This is a genomic window from Streptomyces sp. NH27, from assembly GCF_056859195.1.
Genome location: NZ_JACEGK010000126.1, coordinates 1 through 16044 on the forward strand (window position 1 = coordinate 1; position 16044 = coordinate 16044).

Below are 16044 nucleotides of genomic sequence, written 5' to 3' on the forward strand. Positions count from 1 at the left end.
CGGCACCAGGGCCCCTCCAGCGCGTTCCACAGAGAGGCAAGATGACGGCAGACACCACGAACGGCCGGCTCGATGACGACGACTACCCCGCCTACACCATGGGCCGGGCCGCCGAGATACTCGGCACCACACAGGGCTTCCTGCGCGCCATCGGCGAAGCCCGCCTGATCACCCCGCTGCGCTCCGCCGGCGGCCACCGCCGCTACTCCCGCTACCAGCTGCGCATCGCCGCCCGCGCGCGGGAACTCGTCGATCAGGGCACACCGATCGAGGCCGCCTGCCGCATCGTGATCCTGGAAGACCAGCTCGAAGAAGCCCAGCGCATCAACGCCGAACACCACCGCGCCGCATCCCAGCACACGGTAGACAACTGACCCGCAGCCCGCGGCAACGCGCCGGAATCTGCACCCTTACACCGATTTCGTAGTATGAGCGCATGATCGCTGAAGATGCCCAGCCGCCGGCACACGGACGGGAGCCCCGGCACCTGTCCGGCGCCACACCCGACACCTTCCGCGCACCGGCGATAGATTCGCCTGCCGGCACGACCGGCCGGCTGATTGCCCGGCGGACATCCGCCGGCCTGGAAGGCAGGGCGGAGCGGGCGGCGACCGCGGTGAAGCCTCGGATGCGCGGCTGGCTGCACGCCGGGATATTCCCCCTCGCACTGGCCGGCGGCATCGTCCTGATCGCCCTTTCGCGTTCGGCGGCGGCAGTGGCGGCCTGCTCGGTGTACGCGCTGTCGGCCTGCCTGCTGTTCGGCACCAGCGCGCTGTACCACCGCGGGGACTGGGGCCCGCGCGGGGAGGCGGTCCTGCGTCGGCTGGACCACGCGAACATCTTCCTGATCATCGCCGGCACGTACACGCCCCTGGCGGTGCTGCTGCCAGCAGGTGGTCCTGCTGTCCCTGGTGTGGGCCGGGGCCGCGGCCGGCGTCCGTACCCGTCGGCTGAGCTGCCCCGAGTTTTGTAGAGTCCGGTGATCTTGTTTCAGGCGGACTGTGGGACTGTTCCTGGCTTCGCCAGTAGTCCTGTTCGTACTCGGCGGGCGGCACGTAGTCGAGTGCGGAGTGGAGGCGTTCTTCGTTGTACCAGGTGATCCACTGGAAGATCGTCCGTTCGACCTGGTCGACGTCCTTCCAGGGGCCCTGCATCTCGATCAGCTCGGCCTTGAACGCCCAGATCCTTCGCAACATGCGCGATCGGGCGGCCGGTCGTGCGGACCTCGCGGATCGCACGCTCACGGACGTCATCGGGGTTCTTACGGGGTGCTCGCATGGCGCTGGTGGTTCTCCTTCGCCAGGATCGTAACCCTGGCATCAAGGACTCCACCAAACACAGAGCAGCTCACACACCCAGCCGAGCGGCCATCGGCTCGACCGACTTCCGCGTCCCGTCCGTGAGCAGCCCCCGCAGATAGACCTGCCCCCACCGGCGCTGATCCTTACGCGCGAACGGCTCGAACACCTCCTCCGCGAACGCCTCCAACTCGACATGCACCGCTGCCACTTCCTCCGGAGTCACACACCCTCAACGCGACACCACACCCGCAGGACACGCCATCCACACCAACCTGACCAAGCACTACTAGGGCGCGTATCGGGTCGTGATCAGCAGAGCCGTGACGAACCGCTATGACGCAACGGCGGCTCGCGGCCGGGCACGGCCAAGAAACGACGTTGCCCACATCTGTGATGGTCACTAAGGTCAGTCGGGTGACTGCCGGGTCGGCCATGGGCCACGCACGAGTGAGGTTCCCGGCCTCGGCGTGAGCACCAGGCGGGCAAGAGGCCCGCCCACTTCTCCGCGTCTTAGCTCCCGGCGCCCGCATACGGCGCCGCATTCCAGCGGATCCCAAGACCGGAGACACACCACTGATGTCCTATGACCAGCAGTACCCGCACGAATCCGCACTGCCGACGGCCGGCGTCCAGCTGAACCACACTGCCATCTACGCAAGCGACCGGCACCTGTCTGCCGAGTTCCTCGCCGCGGTCCTGGGCCTGAAGGTCGGCACCCCGTTTGGACCGTTCCTGCCCGTCGACCTCGGCAATGGCGTGACGCTCGACTACTACGAGAAGCGGGACGAGCCGATCCAGTCGCAGCACTACGCCTTCCTCATCCCTGACGAGCAGTTCGACGCCGTTATCACCCGTCTGGAGGTGGTCGGGGTCACCTACTACGCCGACCCCAGCCACACCGAACCCGGCCAGATCAACCGTCTATTCGGTGGTCGCGGCGCCTACTTCGACGACCCGGACGGTCACAACATGGAGGTCATGACTCGGCCTTACGTCCGCCCTTAGGGCGTGACAGGGCTGTGATCAAGGGGTACCTCGGGTGAGGTCTTTGATGTAGATCATCGAGGCGCGCAGGTGCAGTCCGGCGAGGTAACTGTCCGGGATCTTGTCGTATCGGGTGGCGATGCCCCGCCATGACTTGAGCTTGTTGATCAGGCGCTCGACCGTGTTCCTCTCCTTGTAGAGGTCGGCGTCGTGGCTGGCGGGCCGCCCATGGAGCCTCTCTTCTTCCGGTTGGCGGCCTGGTCCGACTTCTCCGGGATAACTGCCGTGATGTGCCGTTTCCTCAGGTGGGCTCGGTTGCCGCGGGATGAGTAGGCATTGTCCCCGGCGACCGCGTCCGGCCGGGTGCGGGGGCGGCCGACGGGACCGCGGACGCGGATCCTTCTCAGCACTGGGATGAACTGCGGGCTGTCAGCGGCTTGTCCAGCGGTCAGGACGAACGCCAGCGGGCGGCACTTGCGGTCGGCGGCGAGGTGGACCTTGCTGGTCTGCCCGCCCCTGGAACGTTCGAGGAGGGCAGCCTTCAGTCGGAGCTTTTGCCGACGCCGGATGCGTCGTCGCTCGTCCCGCTCGGGATCGGGTTCGGCGTCCTGCCCGCTTTGTGCTTCGCGGGCGCCCCCTTTGACCCGGCCTTCTCTTCCTCGGCGGCAGCCTCCTCCAACGCGGTGATGACGTCCTGGTCCAGGTGCATCCCGGCGGCGTCGTGGTGGGCCCGCGCGGTAGTTGAGTCGATGCTGACCAGGGACAGGTCCACCTCGCCCCGCCTCGCAGCCTCCGCGATCAGCCCTTCCATCAGGGCCCCGAACACACCCGCGTCACGCCACTGCCGGAAGCGGTTGGAAACGGTCGACCAGGCACCGAACTCCTGCGGCATCTCCCGCCACTGCCCGCCTGTCTTGAACCGCCAGAGCACACCCTCGAACTGCTGCCGCAGCCGCTTAGGCTACGGCCCGTACTCGCCGATCGGCAGGTATGGGCCGATGAACTCCCATTCCACATCTGTCAGTTGCTCTCGCGTCACGCAAAACTATCTACGGATCGGGCCCCGCCGCGAAGGCAAATCTCGCAGATTGATCACGACCCGATACGCGCCCTCACCACCTCGCGATGGGCGCTGGCCGGGTGGAAGGTGATGAGCGAACTGCCCAACCCGGTCAACTTCGAGGCGGCGAGCGGGACAGTCCGCGTCGAGGACATAAAAGACGCCTTCGCCTGCGGCCTCGATCCCGACCACTACGTGGCCGCCGTCCAGAGATACCTCGACGCCGGCTTCGACCGTCCCGTCCTGCAGAACGCCGGACCCGACCCTGACGGCTTCCTCGACTTCTACCAGCGGGAACTCGACGGACCGCTGCGCGCGCTGCACCCGTCCCGGCGCTGACCGACCGGCCCCCGCCAGAGCATCCCGAGATCCTGACCGAAGACAACCCGGTCGAGCGGACCTTCCTCCGGCGTGGCCCAGCCAAACAGCGGGCCAGAACTATCTCCTCGTCGTGAAGGTCAGCTGTTGCCCGGTGGCATCTCGCCGAGACGGCCGGTGCGCAGGCGCAGCCGTACCCGTCCCTCGTGCTCGTAGGCGTCAAATGAGGGCTGGGGTGCGGTGGCGGGGCCGGTGACGTTCCAGCCGTCCGAGAGGCGGAAGGTGCTGCCGTGCCACGGGCATCTGACGCAGCCGTCCATGACCTCGCCCTCGGACAGCGGTCCGCCGAGATGGCTGCACCTGTCGGCCAATGCTGACAGCGAGCCGTCCGACTCATCGCGCACGACGAGGACCGCGACCTCGCCGACCAGCCGCCGCACCGACCGTCCCGCGGGGAAGTCCTCCACCGGGCCCACGTCCTGCCAGTCCACCGGCGCCAATCGGTGCACTGCCTCCGCGTGGTTGGCGCCGGCTGCCTGGCGGTAGGCCAGGTGCCCGCCCAGCGCGCCGCTCAGGGAGACCGCGGCGAGGCCCGCGAATGCCGCCTTCCGTCCTCGGCGCCCGGACACTCGCGATGCCAGCGAGACGGTGTAGCAGGCGGTCGCGACCGCGTTGAGCGTGGCGTGGGCGAGACCGGTCCGCGCCTGCTCGTCGTCGAGCTCCACCCAGTCCACCAGCCCGGACGCGGAGGCCGGGACGGCCCCCGCGATCCCGACGGCCACCAGCACGCCCGCGGCCCGCCGCCCGCCCGGCGTCCAGTCCAGGACGGCCGACGACACCCAAGCGCCTACGGGTACCTGTACGAGCAGGGGGTGCACGGGGTGGCCCAGCCACCGCCCGTGCAGCACGTCGCGGACACCTCCCAGCGGCACCGCACGTACTCCCCTTCTCAGCGCGCCGATCGCGCCGTCCAGCGACGAGGCGCCCTCCAGCCTGCCCACGGCCTTCGCAACGCGCCCGGGGCGCGCCGAACTGGGTGCTAGCCGCCGCAGGAACGGCTCGGTCGCCGTCATGGCCTTACTCCACCGTGTCATGCCCGTAGTCTCGTTCGCAGCACGCGTTCACGCGTCCCGCCCGGACCCCGCGTGCAAGCCCGGTGCTGGTGTGATCTGACCGCCCGGGCCCGGCCGGGGCGCGGTCACGACTCGTTTTTCCCGAGCGAGGCCGATTAGCCCGTAGCGGTGTCCGCGCGTTCTGCTCGGCGAGAGGGCGCGGTAGAAGCCGCTGAGCTGGGTAGCCGCCGAGTGGCTGGGCACGCTGCTCCACGCAGCGGTCAGGCGGGACGGCATGACGCCAGGGAGGTCCGCGGCGGCCGGAAGAGTACTCAGCAGCCACGAACGACGGCTGCTGCAGGAAGGGGAATGCGAACTGCGCCGCAGCGATCCGCGCCTCGCCCGCCTGCTGAGGAAAAGCGTCAGGCAGACAGAGTCGCTGAATACGGCCTGACTGCGCGACACGGTTCGCCAGTCCCGACATGCCTCGCCTTCAGAGCGGCTACGCCGCTGCCTCGATCCCCTCTCTGACATTGGGCCTGTTGAAGGGCTTGCTCTTCCTACCCCTCGCCCCGGTCCAAGGCGTCGGCTGGATCTCGAAGGTGCTGCTGGACGCGGCGGAGGCCGAGATGTACGACCCGACCGTGCTCCGGGCCCGGCTCGCCGCGCTCCATCGCGCCTACGACGAAGGCGAGATCGACATCGAGTACTTCGACGCCGAGGAAGAGCGGCTGCTGGACCTGCTGGAACAACCCGCAACCGGGCGTCCAACGGCCGGCCATCCGAGAGGTGCTCGCTGATGAACAACTCGTGCAAGACAGCGGTAGCCACGGCGGTGGCAGGCGGCTACATCCTGGGCCGCACCCGCAAGGCGAAGGCGGCTTTCGCGATCGCGACGCTGATCGCCGGTCGCCGGATCGGCCTGTCCCCCGCGGCGCTCGCCGCCGAGGGCATGCGCCAACTACGGGAGCACCCGGGATTGGAGGGGCTTCGCGATCAGATCCGGGACGAACTGATGACCGCCGTGCGCAGCGCGACGTCAGCCTCCGCCGACCGGAAGTTCTCCGCGTTTGCCGACGCGCTGCGCGAACGCCGCTGCGGTGAGCTGGAGGACACCGAGGCCGACGAAGACGACGGGTACAACGACGAGGACGGGCACGACGACGAGGAGGCCGGCGACGAGGGGCCGCAGGAGGAGCGAGCGGCGCCGAAGAAGGCGCGCCCGGCCAAGAAGGCCGAGAAGCGCACCGCAAAAGCCAGGAGCGGCGCACCGGCGAAGAAGGCCGCACCCGCCAAGAAGGCAGCGGGCAAGAAGACTGCGCCGGCGAAGAAGTCGACGTCCGGCAGGTCCCAGTCCGGTTCGAACCGGCGCGGAAGGTAGGCGGACATGGCCGAGAACAACGGGGAGTCCGAGAGCCCGAGAGGGCTCGATGACCTGCGCGAGGAGCTGGGGAACTTCCTGACCGACCTGGCACAGCAACTGGTCGGCAAGGCAGGCGACAAGGTGTCCGGCCTTACCGACCGTTTGACCGATGTGGCTGAGGGCGAGGGTGGCCTGATGGGCGCCGGAAGCCGGATGCTCAAGGGCGACTCACCACTCAAGGCACTGGTGGGTCAGAAGGCGACGGACGCCAAGGACAAGGTGGTGGACAAGGTGAAGGACTCCGTCGGTGGAGGAGGGGGGAAGGGCGGCAGCAACGTCAAGGCGGTCAACATCGTCGAGACGCTCGACGTCGGTGTCCCGCTGCGTACGGCGTACGACCAGTGGACGCAGTTCGAGGACTTCAGCGAGTTCACCAAGGGTGTCCGCAACGTCTCCCAGTCTGACGACGTCGAGACCGACTGGAACGTGAAGGTCGGTCCGTCCAGCCGCAGTTGGAAGGCGACGATCCAGGAGCAGGTTCCTGACGATCGGATCGTGTGGACCTCCGAAGGCGCCAAGGGCAGTACACACGGTGCCGTCACCTTCCATGAACTCGGGCCCACCCTGACGCGGATTCTCGTGGTCGTCGAGTACTACCCGGCCGGATTCTTCGAGAAGACCGGCAATCTCTGGCGTGCCCAGGGCAGACGCCTGCGTCTGGACCTCAAGCACTTCGGCCGCCACGTCACCCTCAACGCGGACGAGGAGTTGGAGGGCTGGCGCGGCGAGATCCGTGACGGCGAGGTCGTCCGCTCCCACGAGGAGGGGCTGCAGGACGACGAGGACTACGAGGACGACGAGGACGAGTACGAGGAGGAGGACGAGGAGGAGGACGAGGACGACGAGGAAGAGGAAGACCACGACGGCGGCGAGGAGGACGAGGAAGAGGACGAGGAAGGGCAGCCTCGGAGTCGGCGCCGGAGCAGGCGATGACAGCATTCGACTTCCCCACCGAGGTGACCCCCTACAACCCTCCTCCGTCGACGGCGAACCTGGCGGACATCCTGGAGCGCATCCTCGACAAGGGCATCGTCATCGCCGGGGACATCAAGATCGAGCTCCTGGACATCGAACTGCTGACGATCCGGCTGAGGCTGTTCATCTCCTCGGTGGAGACAGCCAAGAAGGCCGGCATCGACTGGTGGGAGACCGACCCCGCCCTCTCCTCCCGCGCGGCCGAAAACGCCCTCAGCCGGGAGAACCAGGAGCTGCGGGACAGGCTGGCCGAGCTGGAGAGCCAGCCGACCCTCGCCCCCAAGCGCCGACGGCCGAAGGAGGACGCGTGAGCGCCACACAGGCGTGGGCCCCTGCGGTCTGTCCCGACGACACGACGGCCACGTGCGTGTTCGCGGTCCGGATCAACCCCGATCCGACCGGGCTCGTCGGCGTCCGCGGACACTCTGGGGGCAGCCCCCTGCGTCTGCTGGAGTTGCCCGGCTCCCTGTGGGCCATCGTGCAGAGCGTTCCCGCCGAGGACTTCACCGAGGAAGCGCTACGGCAGCGGCTCTCCGATCCGGCGGCCCTGGAGGCATGTGCGCGCGCCCACCACGCCGTTGTCACGGCGGCCGCCGCGGACGGCCCGGTCGTACCGCTGCCGCTCGCCACCCTGTTCACCGACCCGAACCGGGCCGTAGCCACTCTGGATGAGCAGCGCACGCACTTCCTCGCCGTACTGGACCGTGTGGCGGGCCGCTCCGAATGGGCCGTCAAAGTCCATGTGCAGCAGGCCGGCGATGACAGCGGCCGCTGCGGTACCGCCCCGGACAGGGCCGCCCCCGGTGGGGGCATGGCCTACCTGAACCGGGTCCGCGCCCGGGAGCGTAACCGCCACGCCCGGCAGGAAGCCGTCGTGCGGGCGGCCCAGCACGTCTACGACACCTCAGCCGCCTTCGCCGTCGCCGCCGTACGCCGACGGCCCCACGGCGCCGACATCACTGGCCGTGAACGGACCCAAGTACTCAATGCGGCCTTCCTCGTCGAGAACACGCGCGCCGCCGACCTGGTCACGGCAATCCGAGCGCTGGACGACACCTTCGAAGGCTTGGACGTCGAAACCGAGGTGTCAGGTCCCTGGGTGCCTTACTCCTTCACCGGCGAAGACGACTCATGACATCCGGGACCGGCGTCGTTCCGTGGCAGGGCCCGGACAGCGGCGCACCGCTGGGCGTACCGCTCGTCGACCTGCTCGACCGGGTTCTGGCCACCGGCATCGTCATCAGCGGCGACCTCGTCATCGCCATCGCCGACGTCCCATTGATCCGCCTGTCCCTCCACGCCCTGCTCGCCTCGGTCAGCGAACGCGTCCCGGCCCCCTGGAACGACGGAGGTCCGCTGTGACCGCCCCCCGCGTCGACATCGACCCCGACAACGCGGCACGCGACCTGGTCTCCCTGGTCCTCACCGTGGTTGAACTCCTGCGCCAGCTCCTCGAACGGCAGGCCGTGCGGCGCATCGACCAGCAGGACCTGACTCCCGATCAGGAGGAACGACTGGGCACCACCCTCATGCTCCTCGACGGTGCCATGACCGATTTGTGCACCCACCACAACCTCCGCCGAGAAGACCTCAATCTCGACCTCGGCCCCCTAGGGCACCTGCTCCCGCAGGAGAACTGGTGAGGTGGCCGCCGGCCGGGCCACCAGTACCGCTCCGGAGTGCGCCGTAATGATCGGAATCGACGCCGCTTGGCGGTCAGGATGGCTGGCTCTGGTCGCGGTGGGCTAGGGCCACGGCGGGGGCGGGGCCCAGGCTCACCAGGCGTTCCAGACCGGCCGTCATGACCTGCGCCCACCTCCGGACCGTGCCCACATCTGTCCCTCGAAGGCGGGGACGGCCTCGTCCGGATCTTCCGGGCGGAGCGATGGACGCAGCGCGTTCGGTGCCTTCCGACATCGCTAGGTGCGCGCCTGCCCCCAAGCCGGGGGCACCAGACGGGCCGTGCCGCTCAGGTGCCGTCACCTCCGGTGACGTGGGTCCAGGCGTCGGAATTCCGGGTGCCGCTCCGGCCTTTCCCGCGCATATGCGGCCGACGTGTATGTCTCGGACGCGGGCTGGGGGTATAGAGATCCCCCGTACCCGCGCGCACGTATCCGTCGCGTGGAGCCGGCACGGAAGGAGCGGGCAGATGGGAGGAAACTCGGGAACGGCGGGAAATAGGCGACCCCGGGACACCCGCTGGCCGGCGCTGGGCGGTTTGCCTGACCGCGAGCTTCATGACTCTGCTGGACGTCAGCATCGTCAACGTCGCGCTGCCGTCGATCCGCAGCGGGATCGGCGCCTCGCAGGGCGGCCTGCAGTGAGCGTTTTCAGCGGTGCCTCTCCAGGGTGAGGACAGCTTTGGCGATGACGGTCATGCGGTTGGGGCTGATGCGGGATCTGCGGAAGATCTGCCAGGATTTCAGCCGTGCCATACCGCGTTCGACCGGTGCCCTCGCGGCGGCCAGGGCCCGGTTGACGGTGCGCTGGGTGAGGGGCAGTTCACCGCCCGGTGGGCGTTTGCGGCCGGTGGTCACCCAGGGGCCGGCGCCCTGGTAGGCACGGTCGGCGAGGATCGGGACGCCCTGGCGTTCGCAGATCCGGATGATGCAGTGGGTGCGGGCCGCTGTCAGATCGTGAGTGCGGCCCGGCAGCGCGGGCGAGATCCACAGCACCTCACCAGCGGGATCCGTGACGACCTGCACGTTCACGCCGTGACGGCGATGCTTGGCCGAGTAGTCCGCCCAGCTGTCGCCGACGCGGTCGCACTCGGCCAGGGTGCCGTCCAGCAGGACAAACTCCGGATCACGCTCGCGCAGAGCCTTGAGCAGGCCCGGGGCCCGTTCGGCGAGCAGATCGGCCACGGCGGTGACATACGCGTGGACGGTGCCGACGGATACCCCGAAGCCGGACGCGATCCGGCTGAGCGTGTCGTGGCGGTGGAGGTACACCAGAGCAACGAGCGCGCGCTGGTGCGGCGGGAGTTTGCACCGCCGGTCACCCTCGCGGGTGACGATGAGCATCGTGACCCACTCGACCAGGGCATGCGGAAGTTCGAGTGCGGCGGCATAGGGGACCAACAAGGCTCCTCTGCCGATGGGTTGGGGCTTCGAACACGTCCTCCAACGGAACGGGAGCCCTGTCCGTTGCGGCCTTCCGCTCGATGCTGTCCGTCTCGTCCAATCAGTGGCCTCGTTGAGAACGCTCAGCGATCACCTAACCGAATACGGGCCCGGGGGCCCACCCGATGAGGGCAACCGTCGGGAGACCCGGATCGAAAGGCCACGCGATGTTCGCGCGTACCCCTTCACCTTCCTAAAGCGACGTGACGAGCCCAACAGGGCATCTCCCCTTCGTCACGTCACCTTTGTGGAAGGCTCCGATGGCCGCGTCCCCGACGGGTAACCAGGCGAGGACGTCCTTGGTCGTCCTGCTCTTGGGTGGTCACAACCGACCGGTGCGCGCGATCACCTGTCTGGCGAAGTCAAGCATCTGATCAAGGTCGGGGAACGGTGCGAAGGCGTCCACGAACGCCTCGTCCGCACCGGATTCCGCGAAGCGCTTGAGCTTGTCGGCCAGCGAATCAACGGACGTGCCCGGTTCGAGGTTGATACGTATGGCCTTCTTCAGTGCGTCGGGATCGCGGCCGGCCTCCTGCGCCGCCTGGCGCGCGAGCGACCACAATCGGTCGGCGACCTCGTCCGGCAGGAAATCGATCCCGAGCCAGCCGGTGGCGCTGCGGCCGACCCGGCGCATCGCGACCTCGCTGGTGCCGCCGATCCAGATGGGCGGCCCGCCTGCTTGCACCGGTCGCAGGTCGGCGTGGACCGGCGGCAGCGAGAAGAACTCGCTGTCCCAGGAAACCGGGTTGGTCGTCCACCACTGGTGCAGGAACGCCAGCAGGTCATCGAGCATCCGCCCGCGCCGGTGCCAGTCCGCGCTGCGGGAGATGTCGTGCTCGTCCTTCATCCACCCGAGTCCCACTCCGACTTCGAGACGGCCGTCGCTGAGCACGTCGAGCGTGGTCAGCATCCGGGCCAGGTGCGGTGGCTCCCAGTAGAAGGTGCTGAGCGTGCTGGCATTCAGCCGCACCCGGCTGGTCGCCGTCGCGGCGACGGTCCACAGCAGCACCGGGTCGAGATAGCGCCTCATCTGCGGCGGGTACGGCTGCTCTTTGCCCGGATAGATGCTGTGCATATCGACCGGCTGGACCAGGCGATCGCCGACCCACAGCGTGTCGTAGCCAAGGTCCTCGATCCCGCGGCAGAACGTGCTCAGGCCAGCCGCGCTGCCGATGGCGGGCCCGATGACGGGAAGTGTGAAACCAAGCTTCATGGCGAGCCCCTTCGGTGTTCCGTGGACCGTCGGGTCAGACGGGAAGCTCGGTGATGCCGAGGGCGAAGTCCAGGTTCCCCACCCCATGGTTGGCGAGGCCGACCGTGACCACGCCCGCTCCTTCCAGCCAGTGCGCCATCGTCAGGCCGCCGACGTCCAGCGGGCGCAGCCCGAGGCTCTCGATGAACGCCTCCACGCGTGCCTTGGCCTGCGCGTCGTCGCCGGCGAGGAAGACGTCGGGCCGGCCCTTCTCCAGGACGTGGCGGAAGACGGTGTTGAACGCCTTTACCACGCTGGCGCTAGCAGGGGCCTCTTTGGCGACCTCCTGCGCGATCGAGGTCTCCTCGCGGTGGGCCAGCCCGTCGAACGTGGAGTTGAAGGGGTTGCTGATGTCGACGATGACCTTGCCGGCGAGAGTGTCTCCGTAGTGGGCGACGGCCGGAACGACGCCGTCGTAGAGCAGGGCCATGATGACGATGTCCCCGGCCGGCGCGGTGCCCCATTCCCCTGTCGTGGTGCCGCCGCCGAGAGCCTTGGCCAGGTCGGTGGCCTTGGCCTGATCACGGCCCATGATCTCGACGGTGTTGCCGCCCGCTACCGCTCGCGCGCCGAGGGTGCGGGCCATGTTCCCGGTGCCGATGATGCTGATGCTGCTCATGAGGTGTTCTCCCTGGTTGTTGTGTGGTGTTTGGTTCAGATGGCGGTGGTGCCGCCGTCGGCGACGAGTTCCATGCCGTTGACGTAGCTGGAGTCGTCGGAGGCGAGGAAGAGGGCGGCGGTGGCGATCTCGTCGGGGCGGCCCATCTGGCCGCGGGGGATGAGGGACTCGAACTGGCGCTTGGTGGCCTCGTCGAAGAGTTCTGCCTGCTTGGCGGTGGCGACCTGGCCGGGGGTCAGGACGTTGACGCGGATGCGGCGGTCCTTGAGCTCGTTGAGCCAGACGCGGGCCCATGCCTGCTGGACGGCCTTGCTGCCGGCGTAGACGCTCCAGCCGGGGAAGGCGCCGAGGGAGGCGTTGGAGCCGGTCATGAGGATGGAGCCGCCGTCGTTGAAGAGCGGCAGGGCCTTCTGCACGGTGAACAGGGTGCCGCGGGCGTTGAGCCCGAACCAGGTGTCGAACTGGGCCTCGGTGATCTCTCCGAGCGGCGCGGGCTCGCCCCCGCCGGCACTGGCCCACAGCACGTCGAGGCTGCCCTTCTCCCGCTTGACGGCGTCGTACAGGCGGTCCAGGTCGTCCAGATCGGCGGCGTCGCCCCGGATGCCGGTGACATTGCGGCCGATCTCCTTCACGGCCTCGTCCAGGGCCTCCTGGCGGCGGCCGGTGATGAAGACGTGCGCCCCCTCGTCGACGAACAGCTTCGCGCCGGCCAGCGCCATGCCGGTGGTGCCGCCGGTGATGACCGCGACCTTGCCGTCAAGCTTCCCCATGATCGCTCCCTCGGGTCGGTGATGCCGTGTGTACCTGGGGTGACGGTGTTATGCATACCGCTCAGTGTTCTTAAGGTACGGGCCAGGAGGCCGGGACGCAAACTATGTACACCAGTCGTTATCCATTTCGGGTACCATGGAGCCATGACGGAGTTGGAGAAGGGCCCCATGGGCCGGCGCCGCGGTCGGGGCGCCCGCGAGCGCATCATCAGCGCATCCCAGCAGCTGTTCCGCGAGCAGGGCATCAACCGCACCGGCATGAACGAGCTCTGTGCGGCGGCCGAGGTGTCCAAGCGCACGGCCTACCAGCACTTCGGCGGCAAGGACGAACTCGTCGCTGAGTACCTGCGGCGGTTCGACCCCTCCGTGCTGTCCGGCGTGTTCGACCGTACCGACCTCACCCCCCGCGCACGGCTCCTCGCCGCCTTCGACATCTCCCCAGACACACCCTTGTGCCCCTACATCGCCGCCGCCGTAGAGCTCCACGACCCCCAGCACCCCGCGTCCCAGTACGCACGCGACTACAAGAAGGCCGTCGCCGCGCGGCTCGCCGACACCGCCCGCGAAGCCGGCGCCGCCGACCCCGAACAACTCGGCGAGCAGCTCGCGCTGCTCATCGACGGCGCCGCGGCCCGCACCCGGGTCCTCAATGCCGATGCCTTCCCCACCGCCGCCGCCATCGCCGCCGTCCTCATCGACAACGCTCTCCCCGCCACGGCGGGCCACGACCGCCGACGGGAAGAAGTACCGAGTTGACCTGGCACTCCGGCCGGGCTGAACTCGTTGCCGGTCACGCAGCTGCAGCCGCTGGTACGCGACAGCAGCTGCCAGGCACCTCGCCCGGACCTGCTGGCTTTTACGGAACTGGCCGCCCGCTGAAGGCCACAGCAGAAGCCGCTGGGGAGACCGGCGACCCGCGAGGATCCGCTGCCGTGGTCGGCCGGATAGATGCTGGCCCAGCACGCTGCCGTAGCGGCCAAACACCTCAGCGTTCTGCCGGACAGATCAATGGCGCCGAGGCTTGTCCATTGCGGACCTCGCCCTCATCCTGCCACCGACACCCGATCGGTGGACACGCTGAAAATGCTCAGTGTCGCCTGGTACGGGCTGCTCCGTCCGCCTGGTCCGGCTCGTTCGGCTGATCGTAGGAGCTCAGCAGGTCCTCGATGCGTTGGTTGTTGATGGATTGGCGGTCGTGGAGGCATGTGGCGTAGCGGGTGAGGAGGACTTCGACGCTGTTGCCGGCGCGTTGGGCGACTTCGGCGGGGTCGGCGCCGGCTGCGAGCCAGGTGGAGAGGGCTGAGTGGCGCAGGTCGTAGGGGCGTTTGGCTAGTGGGGTGGCGGCGAGTTCGGGTGGCAGGGCGAGGGTCCGCCGTCTCGTGCACCGCCACATCCCGGACGTCGGTGAAGCGGACCCGCCCGGTCAGCGCCTTGGCCCAGCCGCCGAACTCCGCGCGGCCCTCATAGCGGCGCTGTTCACCAAGTAACGCGAACGGCACCTCGCCCACGACGTCGTCGGCGAGGATCGCCGCGTAGTCGACCCCGCTCTGCTCCTTTGCGAGCAGCCGCGCGCGGTGCATTTCGAACGCCTCACGCGGCCCTGACAGCGGCCCCGTTTTCGTCTCGGTATCCGTCCCCGTCATGACAATGCCTCCAGTATCACGCGTTTACGTGAGTCTCACTTGTGATTGTCGGTCACTAGAATCATGAGCACTTACTCCTATGTCAATGCTCGGAATGGTGAAGTCTTTCGGAGCCCGCCGACATCACGGCCGGCGCGAGAGAACGTCCCTTCACACCGCACCGGAAGGGCCGGCAGAGCCCTTCCGCGCCGGTGCAGGCCGTAGCCGCGAGCGATCCCGCAGATAAGGAGACCGTCATGACGACACGGCCTGGCAGACCTTCCCGCACCGTCCCACGACACGGACTCGTCCTCGGCGGCGGATTCGCCGGCATGCTGGCGGCGCACGCGCTGGCCGAGCACCTGGACTCCGTCACGATCGTGGAGCGCGACGTCCTGCCGGAGGGTCCGCAGCCCCGCAAGGGCGTCCCGCAGGCACGCCAGTCCCATCTGCTGATGGGGGCCGGCGCCCGGACCGTCGAGGACCTGCTGCCCGGAACGCTGGCGGCGTGGTCCGAGGCCAGCGCCCACCTGCTGGCAGCGCCCGGCGACGTGGCCTTCCTGACCAAGTTCGGCTGGCTGCAGCGCCCCCGCCACGACGAGTTCGTGGTGTCCTGCGGCCGCGATCTGCTCGACTGGGTGGTACGCCGCCGGGTCCTCGACGACGGGCGCATCCGGCTCCTGCCGCACACCGAGGCGGTCGGCCTGCTCGGCGGCGGCGCACGGGTGAGCGGCGCCCGGGTCCGCGACCGCGGCACCGGGCGTACCGCCGACATCGAGGCCGACTTCGTGGTGGCGGCCACCGGCCGCTCCTCGCACGTGGACAGGTGGCTCGCGGACCTCGGCCTGCCGCAGGTGCCGCAGGACGTGGTCGACGCCGGCACCGTCTACATCACCCGGCTGTTCCGCCCGGCGGCCGAACTGCACCGGAGCGTCCCCGCGATCGTCATGATCGCCAACGTCACCGGGGACGCCACCGGCGGCGTGCTGCTCCCGCTGGAGGACGGCACCTGGTCGGCGACGCTGATCGGGATGCGCGGCTCGGAACCCCCCACCGACGAGGCGGAGTTCCAGGACTTCGCCAAGAAGCTGCCGCATCCGGCCCTGGCCGAGCTGACTGCCGACGCGGTCCCGCTGGGGCCGGCCCGCGGCTTCGGCGGCCTGGCCAACCGGCGGCTGCGGCTCGACCGCCTTCCCCGGCACCCGGAGGGGTTCGTGGCGCTGGGCGACGCCGCGTGCACCCTCAACCCCTCCCACGCGCACGGCCTTGCGGTGGCCGCGCATGCCGTCGCCGCGCTGCGGGACCTGTTGCGGCGCCACGGCACAGCCCCCGGTGCCGCGCGGCGGGTCCAGCGCTCCGTCGCGCGGGCCGCCGAGACCGCGTGGCAGCTGTCCGTCAGCGACGACCTGCGGCACCCCGCGGTGGTCGGCCCCCGCCGGTCCGCCACGACCCGGCTGCAGAGCGCGTACGCCGACCGGGTGATGCGGGCCGCCACCGCGGACCGGGTCGTGGCGCGCTCGCTGGTGGACGTCATCGCCCTGGCGCG

General features: G+C 69.0%; 17 protein-coding genes and 7 pseudogenes. 15 read left to right on the top strand and 9 right to left on the bottom strand.

What is annotated here, in order from left to right; genetic code table 11:
- Positions 1 to 41: 41 nt before the first annotated feature.
- A complete protein-coding gene (locus AC13HU_RS13020; protein ID WP_483041990.1) occupies positions 42 to 374 on the top strand; it encodes a helix-turn-helix domain-containing protein in 333 nt (110 codons plus the stop codon).
- A gap of 62 nt (positions 375 to 436) precedes the next feature.
- Positions 437 to 953 (top strand): annotated as a pseudogene (locus tag AC13HU_RS13025) (hemolysin III family protein); the annotation flags it as partial.
- 90 nt (positions 954 to 1043) lie between these two features.
- Here AC13HU_RS13025 and AC13HU_RS13030 read toward each other — a convergent pair.
- Positions 1044 to 1253, bottom strand: a pseudogene (locus tag AC13HU_RS13030) (integrase core domain-containing protein); the annotation flags it as partial.
- A 100-nt stretch (positions 1254 to 1353) separates the two neighbouring features.
- A pseudogene (locus AC13HU_RS13035) lies at positions 1354 to 1524 on the bottom strand (transposase); the annotation flags it as partial.
- Between the two features lie 353 nt (positions 1525 to 1877).
- On the opposite strand from AC13HU_RS13035, the gene AC13HU_RS13040 reads away from it, so the two are divergent.
- Complete coding sequence (locus tag AC13HU_RS13040) at positions 1878 to 2306, top strand: VOC family protein (RefSeq protein ID WP_483041991.1); 429 nt, start codon at positions 1878 to 1880, stop codon at positions 2304 to 2306.
- Between the two features lie 18 nt (positions 2307 to 2324).
- Here AC13HU_RS13040 and AC13HU_RS13045 read toward each other — a convergent pair.
- A pseudogene (locus AC13HU_RS13045) lies at positions 2325 to 3324 on the bottom strand (IS5 family transposase).
- Positions 3325 to 3393: 69 nt separating this feature from the next.
- Between AC13HU_RS13045 and AC13HU_RS13050 the strand changes: the two are divergent.
- Positions 3394 to 3684 (top strand): annotated as a pseudogene (locus AC13HU_RS13050) (LLM class F420-dependent oxidoreductase); the annotation flags it as partial.
- A 119-nt stretch (positions 3685 to 3803) separates the two neighbouring features.
- On the opposite strand, the gene AC13HU_RS13055 reads toward AC13HU_RS13050, so the two are convergent.
- Positions 3804 to 4736, bottom strand: coding sequence for a Rieske (2Fe-2S) protein (locus AC13HU_RS13055; protein ID WP_483041992.1), 933 nt, complete (start codon positions 4734 to 4736; stop codon positions 3804 to 3806).
- Between the two features lie 274 nt (positions 4737 to 5010).
- On the opposite strand from AC13HU_RS13055, the gene AC13HU_RS13060 reads away from it, so the two are divergent.
- The 9 genes and pseudogenes from AC13HU_RS13060 to AC13HU_RS13100 all read left to right on the top strand — a co-directional run.
- Positions 5011 to 5169, top strand: coding sequence for a DUF3040 domain-containing protein (locus AC13HU_RS13060; RefSeq protein WP_483041993.1), 159 nt, complete (start codon positions 5011 to 5013; stop codon positions 5167 to 5169).
- Between the two features lie 28 nt (positions 5170 to 5197).
- Positions 5198 to 5515 (top strand): gas vesicle protein GvpG, encoded by a 318-nt coding sequence (locus AC13HU_RS13065; RefSeq protein WP_483041994.1) that lies wholly within the window; start codon positions 5198 to 5200, stop codon positions 5513 to 5515.
- Entirely contained in the window at positions 5515 to 6096 is a 582-nt protein-coding gene (locus AC13HU_RS13070; protein ID WP_483041995.1) for a hypothetical protein, read from the top strand. The genes AC13HU_RS13065 and AC13HU_RS13070 overlap by 1 nt, the downstream gene beginning before the upstream one ends.
- A 6-nt stretch (positions 6097 to 6102) precedes the next feature.
- The gene (locus AC13HU_RS13075; protein WP_483041996.1) at positions 6103 to 7071 is read left to right on the top strand and encodes an SRPBCC family protein; all 969 of its coding nucleotides are present in this window, start codon (positions 6103 to 6105) and stop codon (positions 7069 to 7071) included.
- Positions 7068 to 7424, top strand: a complete 357-nt coding sequence (locus tag AC13HU_RS13080) for a gas vesicle protein (protein ID WP_483041997.1) — start codon at positions 7068 to 7070, stop codon at positions 7422 to 7424. Before AC13HU_RS13075 ends, AC13HU_RS13080 begins: the two co-directional genes overlap by 4 nt.
- Positions 7421 to 8248 carry a GvpL/GvpF family gas vesicle protein gene (locus AC13HU_RS13085; RefSeq protein WP_483041998.1) on the top strand — a complete coding sequence of 276 codons (828 nt, stop codon included), beginning with the start codon at positions 7421 to 7423 and terminating at the stop codon, positions 8246 to 8248. The genes AC13HU_RS13080 and AC13HU_RS13085 overlap by 4 nt, the downstream gene beginning before the upstream one ends.
- Positions 8245 to 8475 (top strand): gas vesicle protein, encoded by a 231-nt coding sequence (locus tag AC13HU_RS13090; RefSeq protein WP_328470666.1) that lies wholly within the window; start codon positions 8245 to 8247, stop codon positions 8473 to 8475. Before AC13HU_RS13085 ends, AC13HU_RS13090 begins: the two co-directional genes overlap by 4 nt.
- Positions 8472 to 8756, top strand: coding sequence for a gas vesicle protein K (locus tag AC13HU_RS13095; RefSeq protein ID WP_328470664.1), 285 nt, complete (start codon positions 8472 to 8474; stop codon positions 8754 to 8756). Before AC13HU_RS13090 ends, AC13HU_RS13095 begins: the two co-directional genes overlap by 4 nt.
- Before the next feature lie 534 nt (positions 8757 to 9290).
- Positions 9291 to 9434 (top strand): annotated as a pseudogene (locus AC13HU_RS13100) (MFS transporter); the annotation flags it as partial.
- 9 nt (positions 9435 to 9443) lie between these two features.
- On the opposite strand, the gene AC13HU_RS13105 reads toward AC13HU_RS13100, so the two are convergent.
- From AC13HU_RS13105 to AC13HU_RS13120, 4 genes are all read right to left on the bottom strand, one after another.
- The gene (locus AC13HU_RS13105) at positions 9444 to 10193 is read right to left on the bottom strand and encodes a transposase (RefSeq protein WP_483041999.1); all 750 of its coding nucleotides are present in this window, start codon (positions 10191 to 10193) and stop codon (positions 9444 to 9446) included.
- 364 nt (positions 10194 to 10557) lie between these two features.
- Positions 10558 to 11535 carry a TIGR03619 family F420-dependent LLM class oxidoreductase gene (locus tag AC13HU_RS13110; RefSeq protein ID WP_483042000.1) on the bottom strand — a complete coding sequence of 326 codons (978 nt, stop codon included), beginning with the start codon at positions 11533 to 11535 and terminating at the stop codon, positions 10558 to 10560.
- A complete protein-coding gene (locus AC13HU_RS13115; RefSeq protein WP_483042001.1) occupies positions 11483 to 12106 on the bottom strand; it encodes an NADPH-dependent F420 reductase in 624 nt (207 codons plus the stop codon). The genes AC13HU_RS13110 and AC13HU_RS13115 overlap by 53 nt, the downstream gene beginning before the upstream one ends.
- A 35-nt stretch (positions 12107 to 12141) precedes the next feature.
- Positions 12142 to 12876 (bottom strand): SDR family oxidoreductase, encoded by a 735-nt coding sequence (locus AC13HU_RS13120; protein ID WP_483042002.1) that lies wholly within the window; start codon positions 12874 to 12876, stop codon positions 12142 to 12144.
- A 144-nt stretch (positions 12877 to 13020) separates the two neighbouring features.
- Between AC13HU_RS13120 and AC13HU_RS13125 the strand changes: the two genes are divergently transcribed.
- Positions 13021 to 13632, top strand: coding sequence for a TetR/AcrR family transcriptional regulator (locus AC13HU_RS13125; RefSeq protein ID WP_483042003.1), 612 nt, complete (start codon positions 13021 to 13023; stop codon positions 13630 to 13632).
- Between the two features lie 331 nt (positions 13633 to 13963).
- On the opposite strand, the pseudogene AC13HU_RS13130 reads toward AC13HU_RS13125, so the two are convergent.
- Positions 13964 to 14248, bottom strand: a pseudogene (locus AC13HU_RS13130) (tyrosine-type recombinase/integrase); the annotation flags it as partial.
- A 507-nt stretch (positions 14249 to 14755) separates the two neighbouring features.
- Between AC13HU_RS13130 and AC13HU_RS13135 the strand changes: the two are divergent.
- The coding region (locus tag AC13HU_RS13135) for an NAD(P)/FAD-dependent oxidoreductase (protein WP_483042004.1) at positions 14756 to 16044 on the top strand (1289 nt) is incomplete at its 3' end.

Coding starts and splice junctions, on each gene's coding strand:
- AC13HU_RS13060 (WP_483041993.1), top strand. CDS start 5,011: ATGACGCCAGGGAGGTCCGCGGCGGCCGGAAGAGTACTCAGCAGCCAC.
- AC13HU_RS13070 (WP_483041995.1), top strand. CDS start 5,515: ATGAACAACTCGTGCAAGACAGCGGTAGCCACGGCGGTGGCAGGCGGC.
- AC13HU_RS13080 (WP_483041997.1), top strand. CDS start 7,068: ATGACAGCATTCGACTTCCCCACCGAGGTGACCCCCTACAACCCTCCT.
- AC13HU_RS13040 (WP_483041991.1), top strand. CDS start 1,878: ATGTCCTATGACCAGCAGTACCCGCACGAATCCGCACTGCCGACGGCC.
- AC13HU_RS13110 (WP_483042000.1), bottom strand. CDS start 11,535: ATGGGGTGGGGAACCTGGACTTCGCCCTCGGCATCACCGAGCTTCCCG.
- AC13HU_RS13075 (WP_483041996.1), top strand. CDS start 6,103: ATGGCCGAGAACAACGGGGAGTCCGAGAGCCCGAGAGGGCTCGATGAC.
- AC13HU_RS13065 (WP_483041994.1), top strand. CDS start 5,198: ATGCCTCGCCTTCAGAGCGGCTACGCCGCTGCCTCGATCCCCTCTCTG.
- AC13HU_RS13090 (WP_328470666.1), top strand. CDS start 8,245: ATGACATCCGGGACCGGCGTCGTTCCGTGGCAGGGCCCGGACAGCGGC.
- AC13HU_RS13115 (WP_483042001.1), bottom strand. CDS start 12,106: ATGAGCAGCATCAGCATCATCGGCACCGGGAACATGGCCCGCACCCTC.
- AC13HU_RS13020 (WP_483041990.1), top strand. CDS start 42: ATGACGGCAGACACCACGAACGGCCGGCTCGATGACGACGACTACCCC.
- AC13HU_RS13125 (WP_483042003.1), top strand. CDS start 13,021: ATGACGGAGTTGGAGAAGGGCCCCATGGGCCGGCGCCGCGGTCGGGGC.
- AC13HU_RS13120 (WP_483042002.1), bottom strand. CDS start 12,876: ATGGGGAAGCTTGACGGCAAGGTCGCGGTCATCACCGGCGGCACCACC.
- AC13HU_RS13055 (WP_483041992.1), bottom strand. CDS start 4,736: ATGACGGCGACCGAGCCGTTCCTGCGGCGGCTAGCACCCAGTTCGGCG.